Origin of the sequence: Photobacterium sp. 53610 (assembly GCF_036409375.1) — a bacterium.
Lineage (GTDB): Bacteria > Pseudomonadota > Gammaproteobacteria > Enterobacterales > Vibrionaceae > Photobacterium.
Genome location: NZ_JAXOFS010000001.1, coordinates 329,062 through 348,824 on the forward strand (window position 1 = coordinate 329,062; position 19,763 = coordinate 348,824).

Annotated in this window: 14 protein-coding genes; 9 read left to right on the top strand and 5 right to left on the bottom strand. The window is 50.9% G+C overall.

The features are described from left to right. Window positions 1–287 precede the first annotated feature (287 nt). A complete protein-coding gene (topA, locus tag SPK40_RS01605; RefSeq protein ID WP_330959197.1) occupies window positions 288–2,927 on the top strand; it encodes a type I DNA topoisomerase in 2,640 nt (879 codons plus the stop codon). Between the two features lie 187 nt (window positions 2,928–3,114). Here the strand turns inward: topA and SPK40_RS01610 are convergent, their stop codons facing one another. Beyond that, a complete protein-coding gene (locus SPK40_RS01610; RefSeq protein ID WP_330959836.1) occupies window positions 3,115–4,326 on the bottom strand; it encodes an MFS transporter in 1,212 nt (403 codons plus the stop codon). Window positions 4,327–4,418: 92 nt separating this feature from the next. Here SPK40_RS01610 and SPK40_RS01615 point away from each other — a divergent pair, with 92 nt between their 5' ends. Next, window positions 4,419–6,116, top strand: a complete 1,698-nt coding sequence (locus SPK40_RS01615) for an SgrR family transcriptional regulator (RefSeq protein ID WP_330959198.1) — start codon at window positions 4,419–4,421, stop codon at window positions 6,114–6,116. Here SPK40_RS01615 and miaE read toward each other — a convergent pair. Next, window positions 6,109–6,900, bottom strand: a complete 792-nt coding sequence (gene miaE, locus SPK40_RS01620; RefSeq protein WP_330959199.1) for a tRNA isopentenyl-2-thiomethyl-A-37 hydroxylase MiaE — start codon at window positions 6,898–6,900, stop codon at window positions 6,109–6,111. The genes SPK40_RS01615 and miaE overlap by 8 nt on opposite strands. Before the next feature lie 235 nt (window positions 6,901–7,135). On the opposite strand from miaE, the gene SPK40_RS01625 reads away from it, so the two are divergent. The 3 genes from SPK40_RS01625 (at window position 7,136) to SPK40_RS01635 (ending at window position 10,333) form a co-directional block, all read left to right on the top strand. Continuing rightward, window positions 7,136–8,146 (top strand): ABC transporter substrate-binding protein, encoded by a 1,011-nt coding sequence (locus SPK40_RS01625; RefSeq protein ID WP_330959200.1) that lies wholly within the window; start codon window positions 7,136–7,138, stop codon window positions 8,144–8,146. A gap of 62 nt (window positions 8,147–8,208) precedes the next feature. Beyond that, window positions 8,209–9,108 (top strand): ABC transporter permease, encoded by a 900-nt coding sequence (locus SPK40_RS01630; protein WP_330959201.1) that lies wholly within the window; start codon window positions 8,209–8,211, stop codon window positions 9,106–9,108. Next, window positions 9,101–10,333 carry a quaternary amine ABC transporter ATP-binding protein gene (locus SPK40_RS01635; protein WP_330959202.1) on the top strand — a complete coding sequence of 411 codons (1,233 nt, stop codon included), beginning with the start codon at window positions 9,101–9,103 and terminating at the stop codon, window positions 10,331–10,333. Before SPK40_RS01630 ends, SPK40_RS01635 begins: the two co-directional genes overlap by 8 nt. A 64-nt stretch (window positions 10,334–10,397) precedes the next feature. Here SPK40_RS01635 and SPK40_RS01640 read toward each other — a convergent pair whose 3' ends face one another. Then, window positions 10,398–11,159, bottom strand: coding sequence for a DNA repair protein (locus tag SPK40_RS01640; RefSeq protein WP_330959203.1), 762 nt, complete (start codon window positions 11,157–11,159; stop codon window positions 10,398–10,400). Window positions 11,160–11,484: 325 nt separating this feature from the next. On the opposite strand from SPK40_RS01640, the gene cysB reads away from it, so the two are divergent. The 3 genes from cysB (at window position 11,485) to SPK40_RS01655 (ending at window position 14,518) form a co-directional block, all read left to right on the top strand. Beyond that, on the top strand, window positions 11,485–12,459 hold the full coding sequence (gene cysB, locus SPK40_RS01645; protein WP_248140754.1) for an HTH-type transcriptional regulator CysB: 975 nt from the start codon (window positions 11,485–11,487) through the stop codon (window positions 12,457–12,459). Between the two features lie 128 nt (window positions 12,460–12,587). Continuing rightward, the gene (locus tag SPK40_RS01650; protein ID WP_330959204.1) at window positions 12,588–13,808 is read left to right on the top strand and encodes a methyltransferase; all 1,221 of its coding nucleotides are present in this window, start codon (window positions 12,588–12,590) and stop codon (window positions 13,806–13,808) included. Continuing rightward, window positions 13,790–14,518 carry a sulfite exporter TauE/SafE family protein gene (locus SPK40_RS01655; protein WP_330959205.1) on the top strand — a complete coding sequence of 243 codons (729 nt, stop codon included), beginning with the start codon at window positions 13,790–13,792 and terminating at the stop codon, window positions 14,516–14,518. The genes SPK40_RS01650 and SPK40_RS01655 overlap by 19 nt, the downstream gene beginning before the upstream one ends. Before the next feature lie 75 nt (window positions 14,519–14,593). On the opposite strand, the gene SPK40_RS01660 is transcribed toward SPK40_RS01655, so the two are convergent. Both SPK40_RS01660 and tyrP read right to left on the bottom strand, forming a co-directional pair. Beyond that, window positions 14,594–16,558 carry a putative bifunctional diguanylate cyclase/phosphodiesterase gene (locus SPK40_RS01660; protein WP_248140748.1) on the bottom strand — a complete coding sequence of 655 codons (1,965 nt, stop codon included), beginning with the start codon at window positions 16,556–16,558 and terminating at the stop codon, window positions 14,594–14,596. Window positions 16,559–16,867: 309 nt separating this feature from the next. Next, on the bottom strand, window positions 16,868–18,067 hold the full coding sequence (tyrP, locus tag SPK40_RS01665) for a tyrosine transporter TyrP (protein WP_248140746.1): 1,200 nt from the start codon (window positions 18,065–18,067) through the stop codon (window positions 16,868–16,870). 453 nt (window positions 18,068–18,520) lie between these two features. On the opposite strand from tyrP, the gene SPK40_RS01670 reads away from it, so the two are divergent. Continuing rightward, the gene (locus tag SPK40_RS01670) at window positions 18,521–19,753 is read left to right on the top strand and encodes a CinA family nicotinamide mononucleotide deamidase-related protein (RefSeq protein WP_330959206.1); all 1,233 of its coding nucleotides are present in this window, start codon (window positions 18,521–18,523) and stop codon (window positions 19,751–19,753) included. Window positions 19,754–19,763 lie beyond the last annotated feature (10 nt).

Here is a 19,763-nt window from a genome sequence, read left to right on the forward strand (position 1 = left end):
GAATAGTCAAAGTGTCGTTGAGGTGGTAATGATCTGCGCCCAGTCAATTTACTGGCTTTGATATAAGAATTATCAGGGATGATTTGAAAAAATTGGGACACTTAACACCGTGTTTACAAGTGTAGAAGGGGCGACCAATCAATCTGGATTTATTAAAAACAGGTTGACCTTCTTGTATAGTAGCCCAATATTGTAATAGCGTTGCCGTGCCTACACTGTAACTTTTAGCGTGCAACTACATGTTTATATTTGAGAATTTCGCGAGCACGAGGACGTAATAGAGTCATATGGGTAAATCTCTCGTTATTGTGGAGTCCCCTGCTAAGGCAAAAACGATTAATAAGTACCTTGGTAAGGATTTCATCGTAAAGTCCAGCGTTGGGCATGTCCGAGACCTGTCGACGGGTGGCAGTAGCAGTACCGGTAAAAAAGCCGCTGCATCGTCCGCCAAAGGACTGAGCGTTGAAGAGAAAGCACGAATCAAAAAAGAAAAAGAGCTGAATGCGCTGATCAATAAGATGGGTGTGAACCCATATAAAGATTGGGAAGCACATTACGCCGTGCTGCCCGGTAAAGAGAAGGTTGTCCAAGAGCTTCAGAAACTGGCTGAAGACGCCGACTATGTATATCTCGCAACCGATTTGGACCGCGAAGGAGAAGCAATTGCGTGGCATCTTCGTGAGCTCATCGGTGGTGATGAAGAACGCTATAAACGTGTTGTTTTTAACGAAATTACGAAGAATGCCATTCAACAGGCGTTCGAGCATCCGGGTGAACTGAACCTTGATGGCGTAAATGCTCAGCAGGCACGCCGTTTTCTCGACCGTGTTGTCGGCTTCATGGTCTCGCCGCTGCTGTGGAAAAAAGTCGCGCGCGGTTTGTCTGCCGGTCGTGTTCAGTCGGTCGCTGTGAAGCTGATTGTTGAACGTGAACGTGAAATTAAGGCATTCGTACCGGAAGAGTACTGGGACATTCACGCCAACACTCTGACCGGTGAAAAAGATGCGCTGCGTCTGATGGTTGCTCAGCAGGCGGGGAAAGCTTTCCGGCCAGTGAATCAGACTGAAACCGATGCGGCAGTGTCGCTGCTGGAGAAGGCCAGTTTCAAAGTCGCAGAGCGTGAAGATAAGCCGACGACCAGTAAGCCTTCAGCGCCTTATATTACGTCAACGCTGCAACAGGCAGCGAGTACACGCCTGGGATATGGCGTAAAACGTACCATGGGTCTGGCTCAGCGCTTGTATGAAGCCGGCTATATTACCTATATGCGTACGGACTCGACCAATCTGTCGAAAGAAGCCGTTGAAGCTGTACGTGACTATATTACGACGGAATACGGTGAGAGCTACCTGCCGGCGAAACCTGTGGTTTACGGCAGCAAAGAAAATGCTCAGGAAGCGCACGAAGCGATTCGACCGTCCAACGTTGAAATACTACCGGCAAACCTGGAAGGCATGGATCAGGACGCCGTTAAACTGTATGACCTGATCTGGCGTCAGTTTGTGGCCTGTCAGATGACTGCGGCTCAATACGATTCCAGTACGATCACGGTTCAGGCCGGGGACTTTACTCTGAAAGCCAAAGGCCGAACGTTACGTTTCGCCGGTTGGACCAAGGTTCAGCGCCCTTCAGGTAAAAATGAAGACACCACATTGCCAACGGTTCAGGTGGGAGATGTTCTGGCGCTTGAGAATCTGGAGCCAAAACAGCATTTCACCAAACCGCCTGCACGTTTTACCGAAGCAGCACTGGTTAAAGAACTGGAAAAACGCGGTATCGGCCGCCCGTCGACCTATGCGTCCATTATTTCCACGATCCAGGATCGCGGTTATGTGAAAGTGGACCAACGTCGTTTCTACGCAGAGAAAATGGGTGAAATTGTGTCCGATCGTCTGGAAGACAGCTTCTCAGATCTGATGGACTACGACTTTACCGCGCGTATGGAAGGTAATCTCGATAAGATTGCGGATGGCGAAGCGAACTGGAAATCGGTTCTGGACAAATTCTTCAGCGATTTTACGGATGAACTGGAAAAAGCCGAGCGTGAGGAAGACGAAGGCGGCATGAAGCCGAACAAAATCGTCCTGACGGATATTGAGTGTCCGACCTGTTCGCGTCCGATGGGCATTCGCACGGCTTCAACCGGCGTATTCCTGGGTTGTTCCGGCTACGCGCTGCCACCGAAAGAACGCTGTAAAACCACCATTAATCTGGGTGATGAAGAAGGTGTGGTGAACGTCCTTGAAGAGGATGTGGAAACCGCTGCGCTTCGTGCCAAGAAACGTTGCCCGAAATGTGGCACCGCGATGGATGCTTACCTGATTGACCAGGGCCGTAAACTGCATGTGTGCGGTAACAACCCAAGCTGTGATGGCTACGTGGTAGAAAAAGGTGAGTTTAAACTGAAAGGCTATGAAGGTCCTGTGATTGAGTGCGACAAGTGCGGCTCAGACATGGAGCTGAAGAACGGTCGTTTCGGAAAGTACATGGGCTGTACTAACGAGAGCTGTAAGAATACCCGGAAAATCCTGAAGAACGGCGAAGTTGCGCCACCGAAGGAAGATCCGGTGCATTTGCCGGAGCTGCCATGTACTCAGGATCCTGACGCATATTTTGTGCTGCGTGACGGTGCTTCCGGTCTGTTTATGGCCGCCAGCACTTTCCCGAAATCGCGCGAAACCCGTGCGCCGCTGGTGGAAGAACTGGTTCGCTTTAAAGACAGACTGTCGCCGAAGTTCCTGTACCTGACCGAGGCTCCGACAGAAGATCCGGATGGTGTGAAAACAGTCGTTCGTTTCAGCCGTAAAACCAAAGAGAACTATGTTCGTTCTGAGGTTGACGGAAAGCCTACCGGTTATACCGCACTGTATGATGCCGGGAAGTGGATCATTACGGACAAGCGTAAAAACGCTAAGAAAGAGAAGTAATCAAGAAACCGCCGAAAGGCGGTTTTTTTATCCTGACAGTTTTTCACGGGTGAGCAGTCCAGCCCCTCACATCAAAGTGACTGCGGTATAGTTAACTTCATGATCCCTTTAAGAAATGATGAGGCCTCAAACGATTGGAATGAGCAATCGGGGTAACCGCCCTGAATTGATTCAGGAGGAAATGATTTTATGCCGTCCGCCGGACTTGAGTGCACCACAGCATCAGCGCTACGGCCAGCTGGACAGCAAAACAGAGCAGAAAGAGCGGTGCAGTCCCCAGGAGTGCGACCAGATAACCGGAAGCTGCCAGTCCAAACGGCATTCCCAGTTTAAACAGTGAACCTGTGATACCAGCTACACGGCCCAGCAGTTTGTCACTGAAAGCTTCCTGACGGTAACTCCAGATGCAAATTGAACTCATGAGCCCGATGCTGCTGATGACGAAAAAAGCGGCTGCCAGTACCCCGGCATTCGGAGAAACAGCAGGCATGACAAAGCCGAAGGATTCCAGTGCAATGGATAAAATGAGCAGCTTGCCCAGTCCGATTCGGCGTCTGACCTTGTCGGCAACCATACCGCCGACCATGCCGCCGATACCCGAGGCTGCAATCAGATAGCTGACTTCCAGGTTGGAGAGCATCAGCTCGGCCTTGGCAAAATAAATGGCCTGAACATGAAATACAGCACCCGTGGTATTAATCACGACAACAGCAGCAGTGATCAAACACATCGTTTGATCCGCCTTCAGGGCGTGCCAGCCTTCCTTGAGTGCAGAAAAGACAGGAGGGTGCTGCACTGTTTCGGAAGGGGCAAATGACAGCCGTTGCAACTGTATAAATGCGAGCAGATAAAACAGGATCAGCAGCAGAAAGATCTGATGGATAGCGGACATCAGCAGGAGTACCCCCGACAACACAGGCCCAACGGTTTCCAGAAAACTGTACATAGTGCTGAAACGTGCTGTGGCCGTATTCTGGAGATGTTGCGGCAATGCCGTTTTCATCATGCCAAGACGGGCATTGTGATAACCGTAATCGAAGGCCATCATCATGAAAGCGGCCGGAAATAGCGCCCATAAAGGGTTAGCCATCCATTCGATGGCGGAATAAGCCAGGAATAAACAGAAGCTCTGCCCGATGAGCATGGCCTGTGACCAGTGCTTGCGGTTGACTCGGTCGACCCATACGCCGATAAACAAGGCCAGCAGCAGATTGGGCAGAAACTCTACCGCCCGCATCCAACCCATCCATTCCGGCGAAGCCGTCAGGTCATAAACCAGCAGCGGTAACGCGAGGCTGTAAATTTTGGCACCAAAGGCCGTGAAGAATGCACTGGTAAACAGCACCAGAAATGTTGGTTCTTTCCAGATCCCCAAACGGGATTGCGCAAAAGTTGTCATCATAAATTCCTTTTCACATCAGAAACTTTCGCTATTATCGACAGGAAAAGTGGAAGAAAAAGTGCAGAGATTAGAGAAGGATTTCATCTTTTATGCGTTATTGGCGATTACTGGCATTACTCAGAGATGAGCTGGACGTTGGGCAGGCATGGGTCGTGTCGCTCGATACCGTGGCAGCAAAACTGGCCTGTACCCGGCGAAATGCACAAATGCTGATCAAAAGACTGGTCAGCGAGGGCTGGATACACTGGCTTCCCGGCGTCGGGCGCGGCAACCTGCCGACGCTTATGTTGCTGAAACCGACAGACGCTGTTGTGATGCAGCAGGCAGTCGCCTTACTGGAGCGGAATCAGGTAGAACAGGCACTGACACTGATGCCAGCACATGCGCGGGAAGGATTTCTGGCGGATTATCTGGCCGGGTTTCGATCAGCCAAACGGGTTGATACCCGGGATGTCCTGCGGATCCCTTTTTACCGCGGTATTCATGATCTGGATGTGGTTCAGCTTTCCCGTCGAACGGAAGTTCATCTGGGCTCTTACCTTTATGCCGGCTTGCTGAGCAAAAATGAGCAGACGGGTGACATTCAGGGCAACCTCGCCATTCACTGGGAGCAACAAGGCAATGACTGGCTCTTTACCCTGAGGAAAGGGCTGATGTTTCATGATGGCACACCATTGACTTCGCAATCTGTCAGGGAGCATTTTGAGCGGCTCAGCACTTCAGACAGCTGCAATCGGCAGCTGTTTGACTGTATTGCGGGTGTGGAAGTACTGACTCCTCTGCGCTTCAGGATGATCGCAAAGATGACGCCGGGTTTTATACCGACGTTACTGACACAAAAGGCAGCCGGAATCGCGAAACAAGCGGGTGATGGCCGAATTATCGGCTCAGGGGCTTTTCTGCTGGATGAACAGACCGAATGGCTGACCCGGTTAGTCGCATTTGATCATTACCATGGTTGCCGCCCGTGGCTGGATGCGGTCGAAATCTGGAATATCGGTGATCAAGCCATGGATTTTGACATGAACAGTGATGTGGTTCACCCCTGGCTTGTGCCGGGACGTACACAGCAATTCTCGCGGCTGGAAAACTGGGAAAAGGGCTGTGAGTATGCCTTGCTGAATGAAAACCGGACTCGCTGGATGGCGGTGGCAGAACACCGGAGGAGACTGGCCGCCTTTATTCGTCAGTTGCCGTTACCGGATTGTTTACAGCCGGACAATTACCGGTACGCTGAGGGCATGCTGCAAGCGGAGCTGCATCCAGCCGGTCTTTCTGAAATCGTCGATCTCAAGTCACTGCCTCAGCCGGAACGTCCGCTGAACGTTGTAACTTATCAGCTGACAGAGCATATCGCGCTGGCGGAGCAACTCACACATGCGCTGAACAGCGCCGGAATTCCAGCGAGCTGTTGTATTGAAACCTTTCCCGATTTTAACCGGATGGCACGTTTGTCTCAGGCCGATATTATGATTTCTGGTGAAGTTTTCGGGGAGGATCCTGAACTGGACTGGATGGAATGGTTGAAAGCAAATACAGCCCTGTCGGCTTGTCTCAGTGCAGACACTCAGTCACAGTTAATGCGAAAAATTGAGACGGTGTTTTCGCATTCCTGCCGGGAAGAAAGAGTGGCTCAATTTGAAGCGATTGAATGCTGGCTCGTGGCGCTCGGGATATATCAGCCCTTGTGGCAGAACCGCCAGCAGCTGAATGTGCGATCGCATCTCAATGGGGTTTCACTGCTGGCAAATGGCTGGATAGATTTCAGCCGCGTGGTTTTCAGCTAACGGCGACTTCTGCAGGAACACCGCTGTGGAAGCGGAACCGTTCATCCGGGCTGCTGATCAGTTCAGCTTCACGCTGACCAATGAACAGAATACGCTCACTGATATCTTCGCCGGCAATCTGCTCCGCCAGTCTCAGGTAGTCCTGATAATGACGGGCTTCTGAACGCAGCAGGGAAATGTAGAACTTTTTCAGTTCTTCATCCAGATAAGGTGCCAGCTTGGCAAAGCGCTCGCAGGAGCGGGCTTCAATGTAGGCACCGATAATCAGTTTGTCGATTAATGTTGCGGGTTCATGGGTACGTACGGCTTTCATCAGACCGCGCGCATAGCGGCCTGCATTCAGGCTGGAGTATTCAATGCCGCGCTTTTCCATGATCTCCAGTACCTGTTCAAAGTGGTGAAACTCTTCTTTGATCAGACGAACCATTTTGTCGATCAAATCTTGTCCGTAAGGACAATCGGCTCTGGCGGTCAGCTCGGCACTGAGTCCGTTTTTCTTCCCATGAAAGGTGTCTTTATCTCTGGCCTTGCCATAGACAAAGTTTTCATACGGTTTCGCCCAGTCCAGCAATGCCTGACCGCTTTGTTCATCGACGGCATATTTTCGGATCAGATAAATCGCAGTCTGGCTGGCTTTTAACTCACAGTTACAGTGATCAACCAGTAAATCGTTCAGGTTTTCCGGCTTACGAGCTTCCTCAATCCAGCTGTCCGGTGTTTCGCAATGCAGAAACTGATGAACGGGTGAAAGAAGCGTGTTGATCATGTGTTGTGTGTCTGTCATGAGAGGTCTTATGGCTGAATTGACGAAAAGCGGGCGGATTATAACAAAGCTCTGTTTCGGCGGCCACTGACGGCTGAAAGAACTCAAAAATGAATCACTTAAGGTCAAAAACCGGGTCTGTGTCCTCGTCAATCGCTCTCGGGTATGCATATACTGAAAAGGAATTCATCAGTGGCGGGTGACAAGACCGGCTTATGGCGAAGGACACCCGGATATCTCAACGAAAGGATTTGTTATGCGTTTACCCCAGATAGCTCCCTGGTTACTGGCCGCCGCCACACTGCCCCTGAGTCTGACTGTTTCTGCGGAGGAATGCGGGCATGTCACGATTGCTGACATGAACTGGAACTCAGCGACGATGCTTGCGCACCTGGATCAATTTATCCTTCAGCATGGCTATGGCTGTGATGCAGAGCTGGTGCCCGGCGACAGCATTCCGACCACCACGTCCATGATAGAGAAGAGTGAGCCGGATATTGCCCCGGAAATGTGGAGCAATACCATGCGGGAGGCACTGGATCTTGGCGTCAACGAAGGGCGGCTGCGTTATGCCGGTGTCACCTTGTCTGACGGCGGCGAAGAAGGATTTTGGGTACCGGCGTATATGGTGGAAGACGATCCCAGCCTGAAAACACTTGCGGGCGTGAAGGCGAAAGCACAATTATTCCGTCATCCGGAAGATCCGGAACGGTCTGCGATGATGGGGTGTCCGGCGGGCTGGACCTGTCAGATCACGACAGAACATTTATTTGAGGCGCTGAAACTGGCAGATGCAGGGTTCGAGCTGGTGGATCCCGGCTCTGGCGCCGGTCTGGCTGCATCGATTGCAAAAGCGTATGAGCGTAAAGCACCGTGGTTCGGTTATTACTGGGCACCGACGGCGGTTCTGGGTAAGTACGAGATGGTGAAAGTTGACTTCGGGACCGGGGTGGATGTCGAGCATTATCAGTCCTGTATTACGCAGGCGGATTGTCTGGATCCCAAACCGACCATGTACCCGCCTTCTCCGGTAGATACAGTCGTCACAGAGAAATTCGCCCGGCGGGCGCCTGAGGCCCTGGCGTATTTGTCCAAGCGCGCATTTACTAATGCACAGATGAATAAGATGCTGGCGTGGATGGAAGACAATCAGGCCGACGGTGAGTCCGCGACGGATTATTTCCTGCAGCAGAATGAATCCATGTGGGCACAATGGGTATCTCCTGAAGCTGCGAAACGTATCAAGCAAGCGATGTCTGCACGCTGATCCAGTCAGGCCCGGTTTATCGCCGGGCCTGTGTTTTTTAGCAATCCATGGCAATACCAAAGATGTCTGATTTTTCCTGGTTTTCCGATTTTCCCCAGCTTGATCGTCACCAGTTACTTGCGATTCGTAAAACGCTTGATGATGCATACCGAACGTTTTCCCGTGAATACGGTGACAGTATTGAAGCGTTTTTTGACCCGCTGCTCTCTGTGTTGATTGGGTTTGAAAAGCTGTTGTTAGCAACGCCCTGGTGGCTGATGATCGCAATCCTGGCCTCACTGGCTTTCTATGCCAGCCGCTCCTGGAAGCTGGTTTGCGGTGTCATCATTGCCTTTGTCCTGATTGGTCTGTTCGGGATGTGGGAAGATACCATGCGGACCATGAGTATTATTATTGCTTCTGCGTTGATGGCGATCGTTGCGGGAATTCCTTTGGGTGTCTGGATGGCCCGCTCTGACCGGGCGCAAAGTGTGATCACTCCAATGCTGGATATTATGCAGACCATGCCTGCATTTGTGTATCTGATCCCCGTGGTGATGCTGTTGGGGATCGGTAAAATTCCGGGGCTGATTGCTGTGGTGATTTATGCCATTCCCCCGGTCATCCGATTGACCAATCTCGGGATCCGGCTGGTTGACAAAGAAGTACTGGAAGCCGCTGAAGCTTATGGTGCGAGCAGCTGGCAGCGCTTAACCGGGGTCCAGCTGCCGCTGGCCATGCCAACCATCATGGCCGGGATCAATCAGACCATCATGATGGCTTTGGCGATGGTGGTGATTGCCTCGATGATTGGGGTGAAAGGGCTGGGGCAACCCGTGCTGAAGTCGATCACCAATCAGTACTTTACCCTGGGGCTGCTGAACGGGCTGGCGATTGTTGCCCTGGCAATCATTTTTGACCGGATATCACAAAGCTATGCCCGCCGGACGCAACAGCACCTTTCAGGAAAGCATCATGACTGATTCATCAAAGGCTGCGGCAGACCAAAGGACGCCGCTGATTCACGTGCGTAATCTGTATAAAGTGTTCGGGCCGAAATCTGAGCAGGCACTCGAATTGCTTCAGACAGGAATGAGTAAAGAAGAAATTCTGGCGCAAACCGGCCACACCGTCGGCCTGAACAATATCAATCTCTCCGTATATCCGGGAGAGATCTTTGTGGTGATGGGATTATCCGGCTCCGGCAAGTCGACTCTGATCCGCCATTTCAATCGCCTGATTGAACCTTCTGCCGGGCAGGTCGAAATCGACGGCGTCGATGTGACCGCATTGAATCCTTTGGTATTACAGGCATTCAGGCGCAAGCGACTGGCCATGGTTTTTCAGCGTTTTGCTTTGCTGCCGCACCGCACTGTACTGCAAAATATCGGTTATGGTTTACAGATACAGGGTTTGCCGGCGAGAGAATGGCAGGACAAAGCTCAGTACTGGCTTGAGACCGTTGGTCTTGACGGCTATGGCGGACATTACCCCGCCAGCCTGTCTGGTGGGCAGCAGCAAAGGGTAGGGCTGGCCCGTGCGCTGTGCATGGATGCTGATATTTTGCTGATGGATGAAGCGTTTTCTGCGCTGGACCCGCTGATTCGCAGTGAGATGCAGGCGCAGCTGATGGCGTTACAGGCAAAACTGGGAAAGACCATTATCTTTATTACCCACGATCTGGACGAAGCCCTGCGACTGGGAGACAGGATCGCGATATTACGTGACGGTCAGTTGATTCAGCAGGGAAAACCGGTCGATATTCTGCTTCGGCCTGCGGACGATTATATCGAAGCTTTCGTCCGGGATGTGAACCGTTCAAAAGCGCTGAGCGTTGAAGCTGTGATGACGACACCGGCTCCCTGTATTGAGCCGGGGACGGTTGCAGAGGCGCTGCAGTCTCTGCGCGAGTGCCAGATGAACTTTGCTTATGTCTGGGATGATACGCAGGGTTGTCTGGGCGTGATCACACGAGATGCACTGGAAAACTTTGCTCTTGAACGCCCTGATTCGAGTCTTGAACCTTCGATGCTGATTGCGCTGCCTTCGATTCATTGTGCACAACCACTGGAAGCAGTGTTGCCGCTGACTCTGGAAAATGAACTGCCTTTACCTGTGCTGGATAGTCTGGGGAACTTACGGGGCAGTCTCTCACGTGCGACGCTGGCGAAGGTATTCAGTGAGCATATGACAGCGGAATCAGGGTGATAAGATTGCCGCAGAAAGAACACAGGCCGCGAAATGCGGCCTGTGTTGTATTTGATTGCGTGGATTACCACTTTTTCTTGGGCTGGAAGAGTACGTCCAGTTCGTCCTGCTCTTTTTCGATCATTTCCTGACGCTGTTTTGCATGTGTCTGGTTCTGAGAGCTGTCGATTTCATCCAGCATGGCCTGAAGTTTTTCACGGGCCTGATTGGCGTAATTGTGGTTCTTGGTGGACAGTGCATCCAGACCTTTCCGAAGTAATTGTTTCGCGGTACCAATCTGACGCTTCATTCGTGCATCATTAGCACGTTTGACGACGTTTTCAATATTGATACGCAGCTGGAGACCTTCCAGACGCGCGTTTTCGGTGACAAAAGCCTGGGTACCCAGGCGGCCCTTACTGTGTTCACTTTTAACCACTTGTTTCAGGCGTTTGACCAGCTGCAGCATGGCAATGGCCTGACGGTCTGTTGTCGGGACTTTGAAGCCAGACATTTCGTTGGGCGTATAGTGCTGCTGAAGCTGTTTGATCTGTTCACGGACGTTGTGAATTCGCTGGGGCATGGAGCGATCCGTCTGATCAATTTCGTACATACTTTCCAGCGCTGAAAGAATCCGGTGATTCAGACAGACAAGTAAGTCTTTACTGTAAGGCAGGTGATGAGCATGGCTGATCAGGTCTTCGCTGGAGTCGATGACGGCGATGTGTTTCGCCAGTTCCTGCTGTTTCTGGCTTTCCAGCTGCTGGCGATACTGAATGATAACGTTATAACCGACAACCAGGACTAACAGCAGGCCGACTAGACCGATCACTAAAGGAATACTCATAAAACTCGATCAGATAATCCACATAAAAACGAAGCAATAAGATACACCATCTGGCAAAGAGGTCATAGCATTGCGGGGATTTTTGCTCATAGCCTCACATTCGCAGTGTGTATATTTCTTCTGCCTGATGTAGTGTGACGATGATGGCCTGTCAGACGCCACTCTGTCTAGATTTCCGATGATTGTCCAATTATGATGGTTTGAATTGATTCAAACCGTCGTACGACTGTACAAGCGGCGTTGAAGCACTATGATAGTGCATATAACATAGTGAAATAGAACAACGCTTTGTTAGAATGTAACGGACTATATTTGGGGCGGTAGCATGAAACTACAACAATTACGTTATATCGTTGAGGTGGTGAATCATAATCTCAATGTGTCCTCTACAGCTGAAAGCCTGTACACCTCTCAGCCCGGCATCAGTAAGCAAGTCCGATTACTTGAAGATGAACTGGGTATTCAGATTTTTGAGCGCAGTGGCAAGCACCTGACCAAAGTGACTCCGGCAGGTGAAAACATTGTCCGTATTTCCCGGGATATCCTTTCGCGAGTCGAAAGCATTAAATCGGTCGCCGGTGAATATACGCATCCGGAAATGGGGACGCTGCACATTGCCACGACTCATACTCAGGCCCGCTATGCTTTACCTCAGGTCATTCAGGGGTTTATTGAGCGTTATCCGAAAGTCTCACTGCATATGCATCAGGGAACGCCGTCTCAGATTGCCGACGCCGTTTCTAAAGGAACCACTGTTTTTGCCATAGCAACAGAGGCCCTGCATTTATATCAGGACATGATTATGTTGCCGTGCTATCACTGGAATCGCTCCATTGTGGTCCGGGCTGATCACCCGCTGGCGCAGAAGCGCGATGTGACCATCCATGATCTGGCGGCTTACCCGCTGGTAACTTATGTGTTTGGCTTTACCGGCCGCTCTGAACTGGATGATGCCTTTAACCGTTCGGGTCTGACACCACGTATTGTCTTCACAGCGACGGATGCTGATGTCATTAAAACTTATGTGCGTTTGGGCATCGGGGTGGGGGTTATGGCCAGTATGGCGATTGACCCTGCAACGGATCAGGATCTGGTGGCCATTGATGCCAGCCATATTTTCGAAGCCAGTACCACGACGATTGGCTTTAAGAAAGGAACTTTCCTGCGCACATACATGTACGATTTCATGGAACGGTTTGCACCGCATCTGACCCGGAATGTTGTTGATCAGGCACTGGCCCTGAAAAGCAATGAAGAAATTGAAGCGATGTTTGCCAATATTAAGCTGCCTGTCCGTTAATCATGTTTATCGGACCATGATCATCAAAAGCCGCGAGACGCGGCTTTTTCTTTTTCTGTCCCTTACTTCTGCAGCTGAGTATGAGATAAAATACCGGCTTTCTGTCTGCTCTTCGTCACTGGTTTACCATGTCTGCTTATTCAGAAGTTTTCCGTCAGCTGGATGTTCTGCTGACCAAACATCGTGCGCTCTGGCAGTTTATGCCTTTTGCCTGCAGGGATTACCCCTGGCAAGAAGACCTGCCTGCGCTGTCAGACTGGCTGAATCAGCTTTCTGATGACGAAATTTCTTGTCTGTTGCAGGACGCGGAAAAACTCAGAGATGCTATTCACCCTTATTTACCCGATGCGGCAGCGCTTTTTGAACTGGCCTCTTTACCGGTTTTGCCCAGAGTGTCTGATGCGATGTCTTCTTTGCCGAGAGGATTGGATACAGGCGTTCCCGGGCGTAAGTGGCATCAGACTCAGGCTTTTCAGAGTGTATTACCGCGACATGGGCTGCCGTGGCTGGAGTGGTGTGCCGGAAAAGGACATTTGGGACGAGTACTGGCTGCAGCTCATCAGACTCCGGTGACCAGTCTGGAGTGGCAGCAAGCGTTATGTGACGACGGACAACAGATGGCGGCACAGCTTTCACTACCGATGACGTTTGTTCAGGGTGACGCTTTTTCACCGGAAAGTGCACAACTGATTCAGCCAAAGCAGCATGCGGTTGCCTTACATGCCTGTGGCGACCTGCATGTCACGTTGCTCAAACAGGTTGAGGCCCGAAAAGGGCAGGCTGTCAGTGTTTCACCCTGCTGCTATCACTTGATCCGCAATGCGGTATACCAGCCCTTATCAGCGGATGCGAAATCAAGCCGACTAACACTGTCTAAGCACGACTTGAAAATGCCATTGCAGGAGACGGTAACGGCAGGTCAGCGGGTACGCAACCAGCGTTTTGTGGAAGTCAGTTACCGGTTGGGGTTTGATGCCTTGCAGCAAACGCTGACCTGCAACGAGACCTATTTGCCGGTTCCGAATGTTCAGAAAGCCCTCCTGAATGAAGGGTTCGAGGCTTTTTGCCGTTGGGCAGCAGAGAAAAAAGGGATTGTCTTACCAGACGGTGTGGACTATCAGCATTGGCAGCAGGCCGGTGAAAAACGTTTTTTTCAAATCGAACGCATGGAATTGGTGCGGCAGGTGTTCCGGCGACCGCTGGAGTTATGGCTGGTTTATGATCGGGCAATCTTTATGGAAAGTGCCGGTTATCAGGTGCGGGTCGGGACTTTTTGTGAAAAGCCTGTCACGCCGCGAAATATTCTGATTCACGCGCAACTGGAGAATGAATGGAACTCAGTACTCTGATTTATTGTGCGCTGGCCTTGTCGGCCGGTTGTTTCGTGCAAAGTACCGTCGGCTTTGGGATGGCAATTGTCGCAGCGCCGGTTGTTTATTTCTTCGAGCCGCGTTTTGTTCCGGGTGTGGTCACTTTTGTTGGTCTGGTGCTTGCGTTGATCAACATGTGGCAGTACAGGCAACAGATTTCGTTCCAGGGGATGAGTGCGGCGTTTATTGGTCGTGTCCCCGGCACTATGGTCGCGGGCTGGATACTGCTTTATATCAGTGCTGAGCATCTGGCGTTGATTCTCGGCGGCGGGGTGTTGCTGGCTGTATTGATTAGTCTGATGAAGGTGCGGTTTAAACCCACGCCGAAAGCGCTTTTTATTGCTGGGTTTACATCCGGACTGATGGGAACGACCACCAGTATTGGCGGCCCGCCGATGGCTCTGGTCCTGCAGCATGCAGAAGCCGGGAAACTCAGAGCGAACCTGGCTCTGTATTTTGCGTTTAGTTGTGTTTTGTCTCTGATAGCGCTGTCGGCAACGGATCATTTCAGTGTCTGGCACCTGAAGTATGCATTACTCATTTTACCGGCACCGATCATCACGACCTTACTGGCTTATAAAGTCCAGCATCTGGTGAAGACAGAATGGTTGCGGTATGCGCTGCTGGTCCTCTGTACTTTTGCCGGGATTGCCGCGATGTGGCAGGGATTGAGCCAAATGTGGGCATGATCAGAGAAAAATCGCCAAGAACAGGGCAGAAGAAGGCTGAACCTTACGTTAACTTTCTTCTGCCTTGTGTTTTCATCAGCTGGCGATCGGGATGGCGTTGAACAGATTGAACTGGCGTCGTTCAAGTTCATGGGCCGGCATAGGTTTACCCAGGTAGTACCCCTGACAGTAATCAAACTGGCAGCTTTGAATGAACTCAAGTTGTTCCAGGGTTTCAACCCCTTCCGCAACCAGTTTCAAGTTGAGCTTGTCGCAAATTGCACAGGTTGCTTCCACAATGGCCCGGCTGCTTTGCGTATTCGCCTGCACGAAACTCTGGTCCAGTTTGACCTGAGTGATCGGCAGGTTCTGCAGTTGAGACAATGAGGAATAACCGGTTCCGAAGTCATCCAGGTGCAGCTCGATGCCCAGCTCTGCCAAATCGACCAGGCATTGCTTGGCTTCATCGTACTCCTGCAACATGGCCGACTCAGTGAGCTCAAGCGCTAACTGAGATGGGGCAATGTCGTATTGAACCAGCAGCGTTGAAATGTAAGTGGCCAGGCTGGCATGGAGCTGTGCCCGTGACAGGTTCACACTGACTGTAAAACGCTTCCCGAATGTCTTATTCCAGCTCGACAACTGCATGCAGGCTTGTTTGAGTGTCCATTTGCCTAACGGAACAATCTGGCCGGTCTCTTCTGCCAGCGGAATAAATTCCGATGGTGCAACCTGACCGAGATCTTCGTCATACCAGCGAATCAGCGCTTCAAAACCACCCAACCGGTGATTCTTCAAATCGACAATCGGCTGATAATAAAGCTCGAATGCTTCCGCATCCATCGCCAGTGTCAGGTGATGGCGCAGGGTCATTTTACGATACAGATCTTCTGCCATTTCCGGTGAGAAGTGGTGGCAGCGGTTGCGGCCTCTCAGCTTCGCACGATGCATGGCCATGTCCGCCTGAGTGATCAGGGTTTCAATCTTCTTGGCATCGGTCGGGAAACTGGCCATCCCGATGCTGCAGCCAATGGAAAGCTCGCCGACTTCTTTCAGGTGGAATGGTTTATTCAGGCTGGCGATCAACTTACGGGCAAACTGGGCTGGCTCATCAATTTGGCGCTGATCAAGCTGAATAATGAACTCATCGCCTCCAAAACGCGCCAGCAATCCATTGAACTTCACAATTTCGCTCAGACGAATCGCAATGGCACGCAGCATCTTATCACCAATGGCATGGCCGTAGCTGTCATTGATCAGCTTAAAGCCGTCGATATCCAGGAACAGCAGGGTATAAGGCTGAGAGGTATGCTGAGATGCATGAATGGCGTTGATCATGCCACGACGGTTGAGCAGGCCGGTCAGATAATCATGCTCAGACTGATATTTGGCTTGCTTCAACTGCTCTTTTTCCTGGCTGATATTAACCAGGCTGAGCAACAGCTGTTGTTTGTCTGCCAGCCATTTCCCGTCAATGTTGAACCAGTCGTAATTGCGTCCGGTCCAGCAGAGTTTTCTGTGGTTCAGGATGCCACCTTCACTGGCCTCCTGAAGCCACTTTTGGGCCAGTTTAATATCGCCGACGAAGGTCGCCAGGCTGTCAAGCTGCTCGCCAAACGCATGGACAAAAGCACGGTTCGCACTGAGCAACTTGCCTTCTGAGGAAAACAGCAATGCCAGATTGGAACCGTCGGAAAATGCCAGCTCCCGTCTCAGGCTGGCTTCTTCAGCGATCACATGCACCAGCATTGCCATCCGGCCATCTGTCAGAGGGATACCGGAAAAGTAACATAATGCATTCTTAACTTTGCTTTTGGGGCTGTAGCTCCACCACAGTTTGAGCGCTTCACCCCGTTTGAACATCTGAAGATAATCATTCAGGGTTGCCTCAACGGCATCAGACATATCACGGCCAAGATCCCGTGTAGTCAGTTCATGAAGGCTCTCTGCTTCCCATAATGGCAGCGCAGCGGAATTAGCCCAGACAATGGCTTTGTTTTCGATATCGAAAACCCATACTGGGGATTGCAGATGCTCAAAGGTCGTAAAGGATTGGCTCATACCAGATAAAGGGATGGCTTTAAAGGTTCGATGTCTCAACGATAGCCTAAAATACGTTACGCATATATGTACCAGGGCATAAAGCGTGATCTTTGTTCAAAAACAGTGTGTGATATTTGTGTAATTTATTGAAATGTAATCTATAAATATGCAATTACTGATGGTTTTATTTGTTTTTATGCATTTACAGATGTTTGTTGTCTAATAATTAAACTTATCAATTTATCTCGTTGTCTTACCCATATTTTTCAATGGTCACGTATCAAAAAATGTCGGGCCGCTTTGAGCGACCCGATGTTCCAGAAGCAATTAGCCGACCGCCGGGATGACGCCAACCATCTGCAGTAGCTGCGCTGTGATAATCACGACACCTGCTGTTGCGGCCATGAACAAGGCTGGCTGACCGCCAATCACCTGATACCCTTCTTTTCTTTGCTGACGCTGCACATGAACCATCGCAACCGGCAGGAAGATAGCCAGGATAACCAGTGCAATCGCAGCGTAACCCAGTGCCATGATAAAGCCCTGCGGGTAGAACAGTGCGAAACATAATGGCGGTACGAAGGTAAAAACAGCTGTTTGCAGGCGGCCTGATGCCGAACTCTGACGGTTGAGCGTGTCGGACAAAAAGTCGAACAGGCCCAGACTTACGCCTAAGAAGGAGGTCGCCAGCGCCAGATCTGCAAAGACAGAGACAGCATGACTGACCATCGGGTTGTGCAGCAGCGTACTGAGCGCCGAAATGAAGCTTCTCAGGTTCGCGTTGTCAATCAGCTGTGACTGACTCAGGATGCCCTGGCTGGCAATTTGCCAGAGCAGGTAAATGACCAGCGGCACAGAGGCGCCAATAATCATCACTTTGCGCAGTGCTTTCATATCAATCCCCACGTAACGCACGATCGAGGGAATACTGCCGTGGAATCCGAAAGAAGTGAAGACAACCGGCAGTGCGGAAATCAGCAGCCCTTTCTCAACCGGCATGTCGACCAGATGTTCGCCCTGAATATGAGGCAGCAGTAAGCTCAGCATGACGGTCAGCGCAATAACTTTCAAAGCAAACAGGATACGGTTGACCAGGTCAACAGAGTGAGTACCGATAGACACGATGGTGGCAATGATCAGTGTAAAGATGATTGTGCCAGCCTGAGGAATCACATTCAGACCCAGCCAGTTTGTCAGCTTGTCATGCAGCTGTTCGCCGCCACCGGCGATGTAAGCGGAACATAATGCGTAAAACAGAAACATCATGGCAAAGTTTGCCACGAGCTGGCCTTTTTTCCCCAGCAGTTCCCGGGCAAGTGTATGCAGGGTCGCAGATTGTTCGGCATGCTGGTGGACTTCCAGCATCAGCAGGGCGGTGTACACCATCAGTGCCCAGATTCCTACCATGGTTAACGTCGCTGTCGTAAACCCAAGTCCGGCGGAGGCCAGAGGTAATGCCAGCATCCCGGCGCCAATGGTTGTGCCGGCAATTATCAATGTACTACCGAACGTTTTGTTCATGCTCATCGAGGAAAACTCCCTGTATTTTTATTGGTTTAATTGATGGGAGAGGGGGCTGTTCAGGCTGATTCTCTCCGAAGAAAAAATATAGCCACAATGGTGTAACGGGTTGGAAGGAATTGATTTGTTCAACTTTCTTTACAACGCTGTCGACCATTGTGGCCGACGATAATAAGTCTTCATGAAGTGTTTACTCATAACATCTGTACAACATATGGTATTTTTGACTAACAATTAATCATTTTGTCAGCTGTAATTCTCAGCCGCTACTTTAATCCTGGATAAAACGACTGTCAACTTAAGTTTAAATAACTGTAAATTTATATTTACAGTCCGTTTGTTGAAAACTGTATGCAACATATTGTCTGTGCTGGATAATTTAAATAAGCATGATGTGCATTTTCTCGCCGTTAGCGAAGTGTTACAGTGAGTAAAATTTTGAATCCTAAGAGGAAGAACATGTTGCAAGTGGTCATGATCAGTACCGGCGAAGAAGTCCTGCATGGAGATATTGTAGATACCAATGCAGCATGGCTTTCCCGGTTGTTTTTTCAGCATGGCTTTGCGCTGTCACGCAGGACGACAGTTGGTGACCAGCTGGAAAGCCTGGCTTCTGAAATTGAACAGTGCAGTCTGACGGCAGATATCGTCATCGTAAACGGCGGGCTGGGTCCTACAACGGACGATCTGACGGCGCAGGCGGCGGCCATTGCCGCAGGGGCTGGTCTGGAGCAATCTGAATTCTGGGTTGAGCAGATGATCGAAAAATTCCGGGTGTATGGCCGGGAAATGCCTCAGGCAAACCTGAAGCAGGCCATGCTGCCTGAAGGGGCTGAGCTGCTGGACAATCCGGTGGGGACGGCTTGTGGTTTCATGATGAAGCTCAATCGTGCGCATCTCTTTTTCACGCCGGGTGTTCCAAGCGAATTCAAAAAGATGGTCGAAGATGAAATTTTGCCGCGCCTGAAAAAAGTTCATCCGGAAGTGTCTATGATGGCGTGTCATCGCCTGTATTGTTTTGGCCTGTCAGAATCCGGGATTAACGATACACTTTCGACTCTGGACCTGCCGCCGTCTTTCCAGCTTGGTTACCGTTCAGCCATGCCATTCATCGAGGTGAAATTATTTGCGCCGAAGGGAGATGTTCAGTCCGCCTCGGTTTTCGAAGCGATACAGACCCGGCTGGGAGACAACATTGTTGGTGTCGAAGCCAATCTGCTGGACAGCATCGGTCGTGTTTTAGAACAGCAGCCTTACACTCTGACGGTTGCTGAGCAGTTTACCGGCGGGGATGTGATGAACTGGCTGCAGGATAATCCCCATACCCAGTCTGCGCTGAATCAGGGATGGTTACTGACCACGAAAGTTGAGCCTTCCGTGAGCGATGCTGAGCCGATGGGAGCCGCTCTGGCGATGGCGGCAGCTGCCCGGCATCAAACCGGTTCAGACTTAGCCTTAGTCTGCGGACCTTTGCATGACGGTGCGGTTGCTGTTGCGCTTTCAACCCCCGAAGGGGACTGGGCACAGCATGTCAGCACAAAGCGTCAGTACGCCAATAAATCACATCGCAAGCTGGTTGCGACTCTGATGCTGGATATGCTGCGTCGCTGGCAGTCCGGAGAGCCGGTCATCGGCAGTTATGTGACTTTCGAAACCCTGAGTGAGCTGTTTTTACCGGCCGAATCCAAATAAGTCTGTTCCG

Excerpts from the sequence above, each read along its gene's own strand:
- topA (WP_330959197.1), top strand. The coding sequence starts at position 288 with ATGGGTAAATCTCTCGTTATTGTGGAGTCCCCTGCTAAGGCAAAAACG.
- SPK40_RS01610 (WP_330959836.1), bottom strand. The coding sequence starts at position 4,326 with ATGACAACTTTTGCGCAATCCCGTTTGGGGATCTGGAAAGAACCAACA.
- SPK40_RS01615 (WP_330959198.1), top strand. The coding sequence starts at position 4,419 with ATGCGTTATTGGCGATTACTGGCATTACTCAGAGATGAGCTGGACGTT.
- miaE (WP_330959199.1), bottom strand. The coding sequence starts at position 6,900 with ATGACAGACACACAACACATGATCAACACGCTTCTTTCACCCGTTCAT.
- SPK40_RS01625 (WP_330959200.1), top strand. The coding sequence starts at position 7,136 with ATGCGTTTACCCCAGATAGCTCCCTGGTTACTGGCCGCCGCCACACTG.
- SPK40_RS01630 (WP_330959201.1), top strand. The coding sequence starts at position 8,209 with ATGTCTGATTTTTCCTGGTTTTCCGATTTTCCCCAGCTTGATCGTCAC.
- SPK40_RS01635 (WP_330959202.1), top strand. The coding sequence starts at position 9,101 with ATGACTGATTCATCAAAGGCTGCGGCAGACCAAAGGACGCCGCTGATT.
- SPK40_RS01640 (WP_330959203.1), bottom strand. The coding sequence starts at position 11,159 with ATGAGTATTCCTTTAGTGATCGGTCTAGTCGGCCTGCTGTTAGTCCTG.
- cysB (WP_248140754.1), top strand. The coding sequence starts at position 11,485 with ATGAAACTACAACAATTACGTTATATCGTTGAGGTGGTGAATCATAAT.
- SPK40_RS01650 (WP_330959204.1), top strand. The coding sequence starts at position 12,588 with ATGTCTGCTTATTCAGAAGTTTTCCGTCAGCTGGATGTTCTGCTGACC.
- SPK40_RS01655 (WP_330959205.1), top strand. The coding sequence starts at position 13,790 with ATGGAACTCAGTACTCTGATTTATTGTGCGCTGGCCTTGTCGGCCGGT.
- SPK40_RS01660 (WP_248140748.1), bottom strand. The coding sequence starts at position 16,558 with ATGAGCCAATCCTTTACGACCTTTGAGCATCTGCAATCCCCAGTATGG.
- tyrP (WP_248140746.1), bottom strand. The coding sequence starts at position 18,067 with ATGAGCATGAACAAAACGTTCGGTAGTACATTGATAATTGCCGGCACA.
- SPK40_RS01670 (WP_330959206.1), top strand. The coding sequence starts at position 18,521 with ATGTTGCAAGTGGTCATGATCAGTACCGGCGAAGAAGTCCTGCATGGA.